9 protein-coding genes are annotated in these 13,429 nt (G+C 71.8%); 1 reads left to right on the top strand and 8 read right to left on the bottom strand.

Features of this window, described 5'->3' with window-relative positions; translation table 11 throughout:
- Positions 1 to 34: 34 nt before the first annotated feature.
- The 8 genes from AB0I38_RS01000 to AB0I38_RS00965 all read right to left on the bottom strand — a co-directional run bounded on the left by AB0I38_RS01000 (position 35) and on the right by AB0I38_RS00965 (position 12,139).
- Positions 35 to 1,318, bottom strand: a complete 1,284-nt coding sequence (locus AB0I38_RS01000) for an ATP-grasp domain-containing protein (RefSeq protein WP_358459795.1) — start codon at positions 1,316 to 1,318, stop codon at positions 35 to 37.
- Positions 1,315 to 4,326 carry a type I polyketide synthase gene (locus AB0I38_RS00995; RefSeq protein WP_358459792.1) on the bottom strand — a complete coding sequence of 1,004 codons (3,012 nt, stop codon included), beginning with the start codon at positions 4,324 to 4,326 and terminating at the stop codon, positions 1,315 to 1,317. The genes AB0I38_RS01000 and AB0I38_RS00995 overlap by 4 nt, the downstream gene beginning before the upstream one ends.
- On the bottom strand, positions 4,323 to 6,419 hold the full coding sequence (locus AB0I38_RS00990) for a non-ribosomal peptide synthetase (RefSeq protein ID WP_358459789.1): 2,097 nt from the start codon (positions 6,417 to 6,419) through the stop codon (positions 4,323 to 4,325). Before AB0I38_RS00990 ends, AB0I38_RS00995 begins: the two co-directional genes overlap by 4 nt.
- Positions 6,420 to 6,462: 43 nt before the next feature.
- Positions 6,463 to 7,242 carry a thioesterase II family protein gene (locus AB0I38_RS00985; RefSeq protein ID WP_358459786.1) on the bottom strand — a complete coding sequence of 260 codons (780 nt, stop codon included), beginning with the start codon at positions 7,240 to 7,242 and terminating at the stop codon, positions 6,463 to 6,465.
- Positions 7,229 to 7,993 (bottom strand): hypothetical protein, encoded by a 765-nt coding sequence (locus AB0I38_RS00980; RefSeq protein ID WP_358459783.1) that lies wholly within the window; start codon positions 7,991 to 7,993, stop codon positions 7,229 to 7,231. Before AB0I38_RS00980 ends, AB0I38_RS00985 begins: the two co-directional genes overlap by 14 nt.
- A 470-nt stretch (positions 7,994 to 8,463) precedes the next feature.
- A complete protein-coding gene (locus AB0I38_RS00975; RefSeq protein WP_358459780.1) occupies positions 8,464 to 10,740 on the bottom strand; it encodes a catalase in 2,277 nt (758 codons plus the stop codon).
- 371 nt (positions 10,741 to 11,111) lie between these two features.
- A complete protein-coding gene (locus AB0I38_RS00970) occupies positions 11,112 to 11,333 on the bottom strand; it encodes a hypothetical protein (protein ID WP_358459777.1) in 222 nt (73 codons plus the stop codon).
- A gap of 98 nt (positions 11,334 to 11,431) precedes the next feature.
- Positions 11,432 to 12,139: a response regulator gene (locus AB0I38_RS00965; protein ID WP_358459774.1), complete on the bottom strand. Its 708-nt coding sequence runs from the start codon at positions 12,137 to 12,139 to the stop codon at positions 11,432 to 11,434.
- 330 nt (positions 12,140 to 12,469) lie between these two features.
- Between AB0I38_RS00965 and AB0I38_RS00960 the strand changes: the two genes are divergently transcribed.
- Complete coding sequence (locus AB0I38_RS00960) at positions 12,470 to 13,387, top strand: SDR family NAD(P)-dependent oxidoreductase (RefSeq protein WP_358459771.1); 918 nt, start codon at positions 12,470 to 12,472, stop codon at positions 13,385 to 13,387.
- Positions 13,388 to 13,429 lie beyond the last annotated feature (42 nt).

The raw sequence follows: 13,429 nt of genomic DNA, 5'->3' as shown, positions 1-13,429 counted from the left end.
CAATCCCCCTTGTGTGTAGCCGGCGTCGCCCGGGTCACCCGGGGATCGGAACCCTGGCTCGCAGTTCGTCGCCACCTCTGGTGACGGGCCCCGCGGGCGTGTCGAAGGTGAACCGGATCGCCGGCAGACCTCGGTCCAGGACGGCGAGCATCTCCCGATGCGACGGCGCGTCCCCGACGGTCAGGTCGAGATAGACGGCCTTGCCGTCGCGCGGCAGGTCCGTGCCCGGCTGGACGAGCTGGCGGCGCGCGGTGATCCCCGGCGTCCGGGTGAGCGAACGGGCCCCTTCGATCGCGGCGAGCCGGGTCGCCTCGGGCAACGGCCGCGCGTAGTGCTGGAAGTACACGCCGTTGACGGGGCGGGTGGACAGGTCCACGTGCTGCCCGAGCGCGAGCCGTCCCGCCGCCTCGATGAGGTCGAGGCCGGTCGCCCGCCCGTAGAGCTCGTTGATGAACCCGCCGATGCGCCCGTTGACCTCGATGACCCGGGGCCCCTGCGCGGTGATCTTGATCTCGGTGTGCGTCAGGCCGTGCCGTACGCCGAGAGCCCGCAGGGTGCGCTCCGCCAGCGCGACCACCTCGCCGCGCAGGGCGTCGTCGAGGGCGTCGGGGAAGAACTGGCCGTTCTCCCTGAACGGCGGCAGCAGCGGCAGCTTCCCGGTCACCCCGATGGTCTGGATGTCGTCCCCCGAGCAGGCGCTCTCCACCGAGACGTAGTCGCCGAACGGTTCGCTCGGGACTCCGATGAGGCACTCCTCGACGACGAGGCACTCCTCGGTCTCCGGGCCGTCGGGGTCGAGGAGCCGGTCGGCCAGGGCGATGCCCTCGTCCGCGGTGCGTACCAGGAAGGTGTTCCTGCTGCCCACGCCCCGGGCCGGCTTGAGCACGGCGGGCAGGCGGAGCCCGTCCGGCCACTGCGCGCCGGGGCCGCGCAGCAGCCACGACGCGGGGGTCTCGATGCCGTGCTCGCGCATCGCCCGCCGCTGGAGGTGCTTGTCGGTGAGCCGTTCGGCGGTCTCGGGGCTGTGGAACGGCAGGCCGGCTCCGGCGGCGAGCCGGGCGGCGACGGGCAACGCGTCCTCGCTGAAGGTCACGATGCCCGTCGCCGCCACGGCACGCAGCGCCCCGGCGTCGGCGCCCGGGTCCCCGGTGAGGGTGAGGACGGCGCCGGCCGAGTCCAGCAGGGTCGCGTACCGCGCGCTCTCCGGGCCCGCCGGCAGTACGAAGACCAGGTCGGGGCAGAAGCTCAGGCCGACCAGCAGGTCGCCGAGGGCCACCGCGCCCTCGCCGAAGACGATCGCGAGCCTGGGCGCTGTCATGCCGGCCCCCTCGTGTGGTGGGCGACGAGCGCCGCGATCCCGGCCACGGTCGGAGCCGCGACCGCGTCCCGCAGCGCGATGGCGACCCCGGTCCGCTCCTTGAGCCGGGCGATCATGCGGACGAGCAGGAGCGACTGGCCGCCGAGCGCGAAGAAGTTGTCGTCGGGGCCGAGGTTCTCGACGCCCAGGAGGTCACGCCAGATCGCGGTGATCTCCCGTTCCACCGGGTGACCGGGCTCCTCCTCCTCGGCGGCGGGGGCGGCGATCTCCGGAGCGGTGGTCGCGGTGTCTGGAACGGAGGTCGTGGTGTCCGGAGCGGTGGTCGTGGTGTCTGGGACGGAGGTCGTGGGGCGGGCCGGGAGCGGCTCCGGCGTCACCGGGTCGAGCCAGTGCCGGGAACGCTGGAACGGATAGCCGGGCAGGGGCACGCGGCGAGCGTCCGGGTCGGCGTCCAGCGCGGTCCAGTCCACCTCGGCTCCGGCGCACCACGCCCCGGCGATGGCCTCCAGCATGGTCGCCAACGGCCGTGCCTCGTCCTTGCGTCCGGGCAGCGTGGCCAGCGCCACGACCGGCCGCCCCGCCGCCGTCTCGTGCACGAGGGTGGTGAGCGTGTTACCGGGGCCCACCTCGATGAGCAGCGGGTCGCGCCACTGGAGCGTGTGCTCGACCGCGTCGGCGAACCGGACGGTCCGCCGCAGATGGCGCGTCCAGTAGTCCGCGTCGAAGCCCCGATCGACGGGCCGCCCCGTCACCCCGGAGATCACCGGGATGGACGGCGGGTGGTAGGTGAGCCTGTCGGCGTGGGCCCGGAACTCGTCGAGCAGGCCGTCCAGCATCGCGGAGTGCGCCGCGATCGGCACCGGCACCGCGCGGTGCCCGATGCCGTCCGCGTCGAGCCGCTCGATCAGGTCGGGCATCGCGCGGGCCGGGCCGGTCACCACGACCGACCGCGGCGCGTTGACCGCGGCCAGCGACAGGGACGGCGGCAACATCGCGGCGACGGTGTCCTCGCCGGCGAAGACCGCCAGCATCGCCCCGCCACGCACCCGGTCCAGTAGCCGGCCACGGGCTCCGACCAGCGCGGCGGCGTCGGCCAGGCTCATCGCCCCGGCGACGCAGGCCGCCGCGTACTCGCCCAGGCTGTGCCCGAGCAACGCCTTCGGCCGCAGCCCCAGCGACAGCAGCAACCTCGCGGTCGCGTACTCCATGGCGAAGACGGCCGGTTGGGCGAGCGCCATGCCGTCCAGCTCGGCCTGGGCGGCGGCGCGGTCGGTGGGGAACTCGCACAGCGTCCAGCGGATGTCCGTGCCGGTGGCGGTGCCGGTGCCGGCGGAGAACTCCCTGGCGCAGTCGTCCATGGCCGTCTGGAAGACGGGGAAGCGGTCGTACAGGTCGGCGGCCATCCCCGGATGCTGGTTGCCCTGCCCGGTGAACAGGAAGCCGATGCTCACGCCGCTCCGGCTGCGCGACGGCATCCGGAACGCCGCAGGGTCGGCCAGCTCGGCGACGCTCCTCACCACGGCGGCGGAGCGGTACTCGCGATGACGGCGGCCGTCGCGCAACGTGCGCGCCACGTCGCGCGCGTCGATCTCGGGATGCGAGCGCGCGTGCTCGGTCAGCCGGTCGGTGAGCCGGGCCAGGGCGTGTGAGGTGTGCGCCGAGACCGGCACGATGACACACGCGCCGGGCGCGGACCTGGCGTCTTCGGGTACGGGCGCTTGTTCGAGCACGACGTGCGCGTTCGTCCCGCCCACGCCGAAGGCGCTGACCGAGCCCCTGCGCGGGCCCCGCGTCGCCGGCCACGGCCGCAGCACGCGGTTGATGTAGAAGGGGCCGTCGTGCAGCTTGAGCTCCGGTTCCTCCTGCTCGCAGTGGATGCTCGGCGGCAGCCGGCCGTGCCACAGAGCGAGCGCGGCCTTGATGAGGCCGGCGACTCCGGCGGCGATGTCCACGTGCCCGATGTTCGGCTTCAGGGTGCCGAGCGCGCAGGAGCCCGGACCTCCGCCGGCTCCGAACGCCTGGGTCAGGGCCTCGACCTCGATGCGGTCGCCCAGCTCCGTGCCGGTGCCGTGGGTCTCGACGTACTGGATGGTGCTCGCGTCCACGTCCGCGGCGGCGTGCGCGGCGCGGATGACGTCCGCCTGCCCCCGCACGCTCGGGGCGGTGTAACCGACCTTGCGCCCGCCGTCGTTGTTGATCGCGGAGCCCTTGATCACCGCGTAGATCGTGTCCCGGTCACGTACGGCCTCGCCGAGCCGCTTCAGCGCCACGACGCCGACCCCGTTGCCCGGCACGGCGCCCCTGGCGTCCTTGGCGAAGGCCCGGCAGTGCCCGTCGGGCGACAGGATGTCGTGCGGGCTGTACACGTAACCGGCCTTCTGCGGCAGGCTGATCGACGCGCCGCCGGCCAGCATGAGATCCGCCTCGTGCCTGAGCAGGCTCTGCACCGCCATGTGCACGGCGACGAGTGACGTCGAGCAGGAGGTCTGCATGGCGATGGCGGGGCCGTGCAGGCCGAGCCGGTAGGCCGTACGCGTCGCGACGTGGTCCTTCTCGTGGCCGACGAGCATCGCCATGTCACCCAGGCTCCTGAGCAGCTCGGTGTGGCCGAGCACATGACGGAGCAGGTAGTGGTTCTTGCCCGTGCCGGCGAACACGCCGATCGGGCCGACGGCCGTCTCCTGGGTGTACCCGGCGTGCTCCAGGGCCTCCAGGGCGCATTCGAGGAAGAGCCGCTGCTGCGGGTCCGTGACCTGGGCCTCGCGCGGCGGCATGCCGAACAGGTCGGCGTCGAAGTCCTCCACGCCGGAGACGACCCCGCGGACGGGGACGTAGGCCGGGTTCGCGAGCTCGGACTCCGGCACCCCCTCGGCCGCCAGCTCGTCCAGGTCGAACCTGGTGAGGCACTCCCTCCCCGCCGTGATGTTGTCCCAGAACCGCTCGGGGGTCTCCGCTCCGGGCAGACGCAGCCCGAAGCCGATGATCGCGACGCCTTCCGCGCGGCTCATCGGGCCGTTCCTCTCAGGTGCTCGGCCAGCGCTCGTACGGTCGGATGCTGGAAGATGTCCACGATGCGCAGCGGGTGGCCGGGCAGTTCGGCGCACAGGCGCATGTGCACGCGACCGGCCAGCAGCGAGTCGCCGCCGATCTCGAAGAAGGGGTCCCGGACACCGAAGTCGCTGGTGCCGAGCACCTCGCTCCACACCCCGGCGATGACGTCCTCGAAGTCGTCTTCCCCGAGGTCCTGCCCGGAGCCGTTCCCGGAGTCGTTCCTGGAGTCGTTCCTGGAGTCGTTCCTGGGGGCGTGCTTGAAGTCGTGCTCAGGGTCGTTCTTGGAGTCGTGCGGGACGTCGTGGCCGGGGACCTCGGTGCGGTGGGCGGGTGCGGGCCCGGAGGGGGCGGCCTGGACGGGGGACCTGGCCGCCGTGGCCCGGCGTTCGAGTTCGGCGACGTCCACCTTGCCGTTCGGCGTGTACGGCAGCCGGTCGGTCACGACCCAGAGCACCGGCACCATGTAGCCGGGCAACTCCTCGCGGAGCGCGTCCCGCAGGCGCGCCACCAGCCCCTCCGCCCGACCTGTCGCGCCGGAGGCCGCCGCGTCCGGGGCCGCCGCGTCCCGGTCTGTCGCGCTCCGGTCTGTCGCGTTCCGGGACGCTGCTTCCGGGGCTGTCGCGCTCCGGTTCGGGACGATCGCGGCGAGCAGCCGCTTGGATCCGGCGTCGGCGCCGACCACGACGACGGCGACGTCCCGCACCTCCTCGCGCTCGCTCAGCCGCCCCTCGATCTCGGTCAGCTCGATCCGGTAGCCGCGCACCTTCACCTGGCGATCACGCCGGCCATCGAAGTGCAGCCGCCCGGTGGCGTCCCAGTGCACGAGATCGCCGGTGCGGTAGAACCGCTCCCGAGCCCCCGAAGGCCGGACGAACGCCTGCGCCGTCTCCTCGGGCGCGTCCAGGTAGTCCACCGCCAGCCCGCTCCCGCCGAGGTACAGCTCGCCGATCTCGCCCGGACGGACCGGCTCGCCGGCCTCGTCGAGCACCAGGGCGGACGTGCCCGCGATCGGCCTGCCGATCGGCACCGGCGTCTCGACCTCCGCGACGCCCGCCATCGGGTGCACGGTGGAGAACGTCGTATTCTCGGTCGGCCCGTACGCGCTGACGACCTCCAGGCCGGGGTGGCGCGACAGCAGGGCTCGCACCGCGTCGGCGGGCACTATGTCACCGCCGGTGAACACCTGGCGCACGGTGGCGAACGCCTCGATCGCCTCGGCGACCACGACCCTGAACAGTCCCGCGGTGAGGAACGCCACGGTCACCTCGGTCTCGCGCATGAACGTGGCCAGTTCGCCCGGCGACACCGGCCCGTCGGGGAACACCTCCACGGTCGCGCCGGTCGCCAGCGCGCAGAAGATCTCCAGCGTCGACGCGTCGAAGGCCAGCGGGGCGAGCCGCAGGATCCGCTCGCCGGGCCCCTGCCGCAGGTAGGAGGCCCCGCGCACCAGGCGTACGACGCCCCGGTGCGGGATGCGCACCGCTTTCGGCACGCCTGTCGAACCCGAGGTGAACGTGATGTACGCGACGTCACCGGGCTCGCGACGCGCCCAGTCCCGTACGGGCTCGTCGGCGGGGCGGCCGGTCATGGCCACCGGAGCCGGGCCGGTCATGGCCACCGGATCGACGGGGACGCATGGGCCGGGTGCCGCCCGGACGATGGACCGGGCCGCGGCGAAGTCGCCGATCACGGCCTTCGGCCGGACCCGTTCGAGCATCACCCTGAGTCTCGCCAGGGGGAGCGAGCCGTCCATCGGGACGTAGACCGCTCCCACGCTGAGCACGGCGAGCACCGCGACGATCTCCTCGGCGGAGCGCGGCACCGCGACGACCACGTGGTCACCGGCGTCGACCCCGCGCGCCAGCAGCCCGTCGGCCTGTGTCTCGACCTGGCGGAGGAGCTGCGCGTAGGTCAGCGTCAGTCCGCGTCCCGCCTCGTGGACCGCGGGCAGCCCGGCGAAGTCGGCGCCCGCCTTGACGATCAGCTCGCCCACGCAGGACTCGGCGTCGACCTCGGAGGCCCGTCCCCACTCTCGCTGCCGCGCGGTCATGAGCGTCCGCCCTTGTCGCGTCGCGGGCTGATCGAAATCTCCCTCATTGCTCCACCCCCGGAGTCGGAACGATGGTCATCACCGCATCGCGCATCGCCTGCACGAGGTGGCGCCTGTTGTCCGGGTGGCGCAGGTAGAAATGCCCGCCCGGTAGGAAACGCGTGGAGAACCCGCCGGTGGCGTGCTTCTCCCAGCCGGCCAGCCTGTCGTGCAGGTCGTGCTCGTCGGTCCCGGCCAGGACGTCCAGGGCGCACGGCAGCGGCTCTCGGTCCTGGAAGCGGTAGGTCTCCATGGCCGCGTAGTCGGCCCTCATGTACGTCGCCACGATCTCGAGCAACTCGGGACTCTCCAGCACCTCGGCGGGAATCCCGTCGTGCCGTCCCTGCAGCGTCCACAGCAGTTCGGCGTCGGGCAGGTGCCGTACCTCCGGCTCGTGCCGTGGGAGGTCGGGGCTGGGAAAGCTGGAGAGCCACAACCGGTCCGGCGTCCTGAGGCCGCGAGCGCGGAGCACGTGCGCGATCTCGAACGCGAGCAGGGCGCCGAAGCTGTGGCCGAACAGACTGAACGGCAGGTCCAGCGCCAGGGAGCCGGCCAGTTCCGCGGCCAGGCCCAGCAGGTCCCGCGAGGCGGGTTCGCCGAACCTGGAGCCGCGTCCGGGGCGTTCGACGCCGACGATCCGCACGTCGTCCGCGGCGTCCGCGTCGTCCGCGAGGTCCGCGAGGTCCGCCCACGTGCGGAACTCCCCGGCGGAGCCCCCGGCATGCGCGAAGCAGTACACCCGCGCCGTGAACGGACGACGCTCCGGCCCGTCAGCGATGCTCATGGCGGTGTTCGTCGCGCTGATCGATCAGGCGGAGGATCTGCCGGCGGACCGCCTCGCTGCCGAGGAACTGGCCCGTGGGCACGTCCACGCGTACGAGCGCGCACTGGGCCGGCGTCCATCCCGGCGCCGGCTCCTTGTCGCTGTCGCCGCTGATGACGAGCGAGACCGGTGTCCTCGGTGTGGGCACGGCCGCGTCCGCCGTGGAGAAGAGGAAGCCGAACCAGGCCTCGTACCGGTCGGTCAGCATCGTGACACAGGTGTCGACCTCGGCCTCGGGCATGCCCTCCGCCGCCAGCTTCGTCACCAGGTCGCCGGTGAGCGTCTTGAGCACGGAGGCGGGCGTGATCTCGGCGGGTGGATCGCCGGTGGCGCCGAGCGACGTACGCAGGTTCGCCAGCTCCTGCCCGATCAGGTCGGTGGTCAGCCACGTCGGCTCGACGAGCACCACCTGGGGCGGGTCCTCGCCGAGGCGGTTCGCGATCTCCAGGGCGAGCGTCGCCGCGCTGCAGTAGCCGAGCACCCCGGCGGGCGGGCTCGCCAGCTCCGTGATCTCCCGCGTGTACAGATCCGCCAGCCGGTCGATGGACATGGCCCCGTGGGTTTCGAGATCCTGTACGGCGTCGACGCGGTAGATCGCCCGCCCCGATCCCTCGACTCCCATCAGGGTCGTCATCGTGTCGGCCACGGAGAACATGGCGAAGTCCACCAGGATGACCGGCGGAAGCTCGCCTTCGACTATCTTCTCCAGCACCGTGTTTCCCCTCCGAGATGTCTTGCTCACCGTCATGTGCCGGGAAGTCCGGGCACGGCCGAGCGCCATCTCCGCGCACGGCCGGTTCCCGCGCCCCGCCGCGTTGACGCGGGCACGGAAATCCGGTGAATCCCCCTGGCCGCCGGCACCGTGGCGGGAAAGATCCCGGCTACGACCTGACGCTCGACGATCGCTCCCCTGATCGCCTTGGCGCTGCTCCGGAAACCGTTGGCCGTGGGAACTGTCGCACCGAGGGCTGAAGCGTTGCTGATGTGAGCCTGAAGCGGGGCCCGGAACGACGCCGCTTTCCGGGCTGCCCCGACTTCCCGGCCCCGGTCGGAGCCCAGCGCGATGACGGGTTCGGCGCCGTTTCAGCGCCGTTCCAGATCGCGATGAGATGGTTCGGTCATGGCATACACGCGAGAGCTCTCCCGCCGCCGGTCGCGGTGGGAGAGCTCAGGCGTGGGACGTCAGGACATGGGTGCGCTGGGGAAGCGGTTCCAGACTCGGTGCTCGGTCAGGAGCCGGATGGTCTCCCGCAGTGCCGCCTGGGCGTCGGAGGCGACGAGGACACCGGGCGCCTGGGTGGGCACTCCGGCCAGTTCGAGCACCCCGGAGATGTCACCCCAGCCGCCGACCGGCTTGGCGTGCCGGTAGGCCTCGGAGAGCATGAGCAGCACGCGCGGGTCGACCACGGTCTCGGTGATCGTGGCCGTGCCGGCCTTGGCGTCGCGCGCGCCGTACGCGTCCATGCCCGGAGCGGGCGATCCGGCCAGGAGCAGCGCGTCGAACTCCACCGATCGCGCGGTCGCGAACGTGCGCTGCACGGTGACGGGCTCAGCGCCGTCGGCCGCGAGCGTGCCGCCGGTCGGCGCGATGACCAGCGGGACCATGTCGGCGTCCAGCACCTCCTGGCGGAGGGCGCTGACCGCCCGCAGGTCGCCGTCGCCGTCGGCGATGATGCCGACGATCCGGCCGGTGACCGGCCAGGTGTCGCCCACCTGGGACAGCGCCGGGCTGGGCTGCGGGTTCGGCAGCGGTTGGGACGGCTCGGGGGCGGGCAGGCCCAGCCCCTGGGCGACCTGCTCGCACAGGTGCGGATCGATCTCGGCGAGCACCCGCAGGTTGCGCTCCCTGATGGCCTGCTCGTAGACCTTGCCCAGCTCGAAGGTGTAGGCGGCGATGACGTGCTCCCGCTCGACCGGTGACAGGCTCAGCCAGAACAGCCGCGGCTGGGTGAAGTGGTCGGCGAACGAGGCCGGGGCCTCCCGCACCTTGGGCGCCGCGGCCACTTCGACCGGCACCTCGACGTACGCGCCGTTCTGCGCGCCCGCGACGAAGGGACACCCGCCGTCGAGCGAGTTGGGCCGGTACGGCGCCACACCCTGGTGCACCGCCGTCTGGTGCATGCCGTCGCGCAGCATGTCGTTGACGGGGGCGTGGGTGCGGTTGATCGGGATCTGGGCGAAGTTGGGCCCGCCCAGCCGGGTGAGCTGCGTGTCGAGGTAGGAGAAGAGCCGCCCGGCGAGCAGTGGGTCGTCGGTGACGTCGATGCCGGGCACCAGGTGGCCGGGATGGAAGGCGACCTGCTCGGTCTCGGCGAAGAAGTTGGACGGGTTGGCGTTGAGCGTCAGCAGGCCGATCGGCTGGACGGGCGCGAGCTCCTCCGGCACGATCTTCGTCGGGTCCAGCAGGTCGATGCCCTGGAAGGTCTGCTCGGGCGTGTCGGGGAAGGTCTGGATGCCCAGCTCCCACTGCGGATACGCGCCCGCCTCGATCGCGTCGGCCAGGTCCCTCCGGTGGAAGTCCGGGTCCATGCCGTTGATCAGCTGGGCCTCCTCCCAGGTCAGGGAGTGCACCCCGGCCTTGGGCTTCCAGTGGAACTTCACCAGGGTCGTCGCCCCCTCCGCGTCCACCAGGCGGAAGGTGTGGATGCCGAAGCCCTCCATGGTCCGGAACGAGCGCGGGATGCCGCGGTCGGACATGTTCCACAGCGTGTGGTGGGTCGCCTCGGTGTGCAGGGAGACGAAGTCCCAGAAGGTGTCGTGGGCGCTCTGCGCCTGCGGGATCTCCCGGTCCGGGTGCGGCTTGGCGGCGTGGATGATGTCGGGGAACTTGATCGCGTCCTGGATGAAGAACACCGGGATGTTGTTGCCGACCAGGTCCCAGACGCCTTCGCTGGTGTAGAACTTCGTGGCGAAGCCGCGGGTGTCGCGTACGGTGTCGGCCGAGCCGCGTGAGCCGAGCACGGTGGAGAAGCGCACGAAGACCGGGGTCTCGGCGCCCTTGGCGAACAGGGCCGCCTTGGTGACGGTCGTGGCCGTGCCGTAGGACTTGAACACGCCGTGGGCGGCGGCGCCCCGGGCGTGCACGACGCGCTCGGGGATGCGTTCGTGGTCGAAGTGCATGATCTTCTCGCGCAGGTGGTGGTCCTGCAGCAGCACGGGCCCCCGGGGCCCCGCCTTGAGCGAGTGGTCGGTGTCCCGCAGCCGCAGGCCCTGGGCGGTCGTCAGGTAGGCGCCGCCCTGCGCGAGGTCCGAGGGCGGCACGTCCAGGGGTTGCCCGGTGGGGGAGTAGGGCTCCGGCCCGCGCTGGTCGGGCTTGGGCGGCAACGGCTCCCTGGGCTCGGTCGGCTCCTCGACGGCCGGCGGCCGGCTGCTCGGCGCGCCCGGAATCTCGGGGCCGTCGCCGGTCACCGCGTCGACGACCTTGTCGACCGCTGCTTTCACCGGATGGGACTCTTTCATGGTCTCTCCTGGAGCGATAATGAAGATCGACTTTCTGTGCGGGCGACCCCGGCGGTCAGTCCTTCGCGGGGCCGCCGTGGGTGTCGTCATGCGGGATGCTCATTGGCGCTGACCTGCTCCCTTCGAGGCGATAGCGGCGTCTCGGGGCGCTACCCGAGGTGAATTGGCACAAACAACCACATTCATCTCATTGACCCTGTTATGGGACACGCGCCCTCCGTTCGGCGCCTCGGGCGGATCCACCGCTCAACGCGATCGGCGCCAGGCGTAGATCCAGCCGGCCTCCGCCAGCGCGTCCAGCAGGTACGTGGCGCGGATCCGCCCCGTGGGCACGTACGCGAGGTCGACGCTCAGCAGCGTCGCGGCGGTGGTCAGGCCGATCCGGCGGGCGTGCCGGACGCGCGGATCTGGCTGTAACCGATCCCGACCAGCAGCCCGGCGACGGTACGCACCAGCCAGCGGTCGATCTTGACGCCGAAGACCTTCTCGAAGCTGGACATGTGCGCCAACGGCCAGACGCCTCCCAGCACGTTGCACGCCCCTTGGGCGCGCGCCAGCCAGGCCCCGTCGGTTTGACCGTTTTCGGCATCCATGTCCGGTGGCTGCCCTCTAGTGTCAGCGACAAACCGGAGGCGACTGGGGCGGATGGCGCAGCCCCACGTACGGCGGGCGGCAGAGTCACCGGTGGGAGTCAGGCGTCCTCGGGTTGCCGGCGTAGTGTCCGTCTGATCTCGGCGAACAGGTCGCTCGTGGTGTCCGTGACGGTCGCGCCGTACGCGGAGATCTCCTCGTCCCCCTGGAACGGCACGGCGTTGGAGGTGTAGAAGATCAGCGGAGTCCGCCGGCGGCCGGACCGCATCTCACGCAGCAGTTTCAGGCCCGCGCGCGGCTCCTCGGTGCCGTCCTCGACCCGGTGCATGTCGGAGATGACGAGGTCGAACCTCCCCGAGTCGAGGGCCTGGAGCGCCTGCGTCGTCGTGCTCGCCTTCTCAAGGTCCACGCCGAGCCGGTGCAGGTAGTTGACCTCGAAGAGATGGTGCCGGAGGTTGTCGTCGGCCCACAGGATGCGGCTGCCGGGGAAGGACTCGTCGTCGCGTTTGGAGGACTGCCCGGTCATCTTCGAGATCTGCTCGCCGAGGAAGTCGGCGAGCCGGGTCGGATCGGCGCCGGGCTCCTGGACCGCCTGCCGGACCGTGTCCTGTAACGCCTCCACCGCGACCTCGTCGAACTCGACGCTGAGCGGCCCGACCGACGCGCTCCGCGCCCGCCCGGTCAGCGCGCTGAGCGCGGAGATGATGCGCCTTCGGAAGATGATCACGATGACCAGGGTCACGACCGGCCACGAGACGAGGTGGCCGACGAGCCGGAGTATGGAGTCGACCCATTGCTGAACCGTCATCCTGCGCGCCTCTCGTCGTTTGTCCCGCCCGCGCGGCGAACTCGGCGTCGGCAACATACACCGTGCCGGTCAACGGCTCAGCGGTGAGGCGAATTCCCGGACACCGGAAAAGCGCCCCATTCGTGAAATTCGCGGGCGGTCAGAGAATTCTGTTCTCCGGCCCTGTCCCTGCTGGCAATCGAAATCATGTCATGCTGAAATGGCCGGTCTACCTGCGAAAAAGAGGCCGGACGCGCTGGCTGTGGCGTGCTTTATTCGGTTATGATTATCGCGGATCGCGGCCAGTTGGATTACCTGGCGATTTGATTCTCGGTAATGGGAGAAAATGTTATGAGGACCTCAAGTGCCGCCCCCCGCGCGCTCGACCTGACGGGCCACACCTGCGTCGTCACCGGCGCCGCCCAGGGCATCGGAGCGGCGGAGGCACGGTTGCTCGCGCGACGCGGCGGAGCCGTGCTCTGCGCCGATCGGTCCGACACCGCCACACTGGTCGACGCGATCCGCGACGAGGGCGGCGCCGCCCTGTCCTGGCAGGGCGACCTCACCGAACGCGGCGCGGCCGAGGACGTGCTGGCCGCCGCCCAGTCCCTCGGCCGGCCCATCTCCGTGCTGGTCAACAACGCCGGCATCGTCCGCGACCGGATGGTCTTCAACCTTGACGACGACGACTGGGACACGGTGCTCGCCGTCAACCTGACCGCGCCGTTCCGGCTGTGCCGTGCCCTGTCCCGGCACTGGCGCGCGCAACCCCGGCGCGCGGGGCGCCGCATCGTCAACACGAGCAGCGAATCCGGCCTGTACGGCAACGCGGGGCAGAGCAACTACGCGGCGGCCAAGGCCGGGCTGGCCTCGCTGACCCTGACCCTGGCCGCCGAGCTCGCCCGATACGGCGTCTGCGTCAACGCGATCGCGCCCCGGGCCCGTACCCCGATGAGCGAGGCGGCCTTCGGCGCGCTGCCCGCCGGCGGCGACGCGCTGTCCGCCGAGCAGGTCGCGACCCTGGTCGCCTGGCTGGCCGGCCCGAGCGGCGAGGACGTCACCGGGCAGGTCTTCGTGGTCGCCGGTCATACCGTGCGGCGGATGACGACCTGGTCGCCGCGGCACACCGCCCGGCAGCCGGAGGACTGGTCGGCGGCCACGGCCGGGCGGTTCCGGGCCGACCTCTTCCAGGGCGAGAGCACCCGGCACGAGCCGGCCCCGATCAGCGCCCTCTTCACCGGCGACGACCCCCAGGAGATCCCGGCGTGACCGATCCCGGCGTGACCGATCCCGGCGTGACCGGTCCCGACG

Source organism: Nonomuraea cavernae, from assembly GCF_040655715.1.
Classification (GTDB): Bacteria; Actinomycetota; Actinomycetes; order Streptosporangiales; family Streptosporangiaceae; genus Nonomuraea; species Nonomuraea cavernae_A.
The sequence above is the reverse complement of the archived record's forward strand: the minus strand, read 5'-3'. Positions and strand labels throughout refer to the sequence as shown.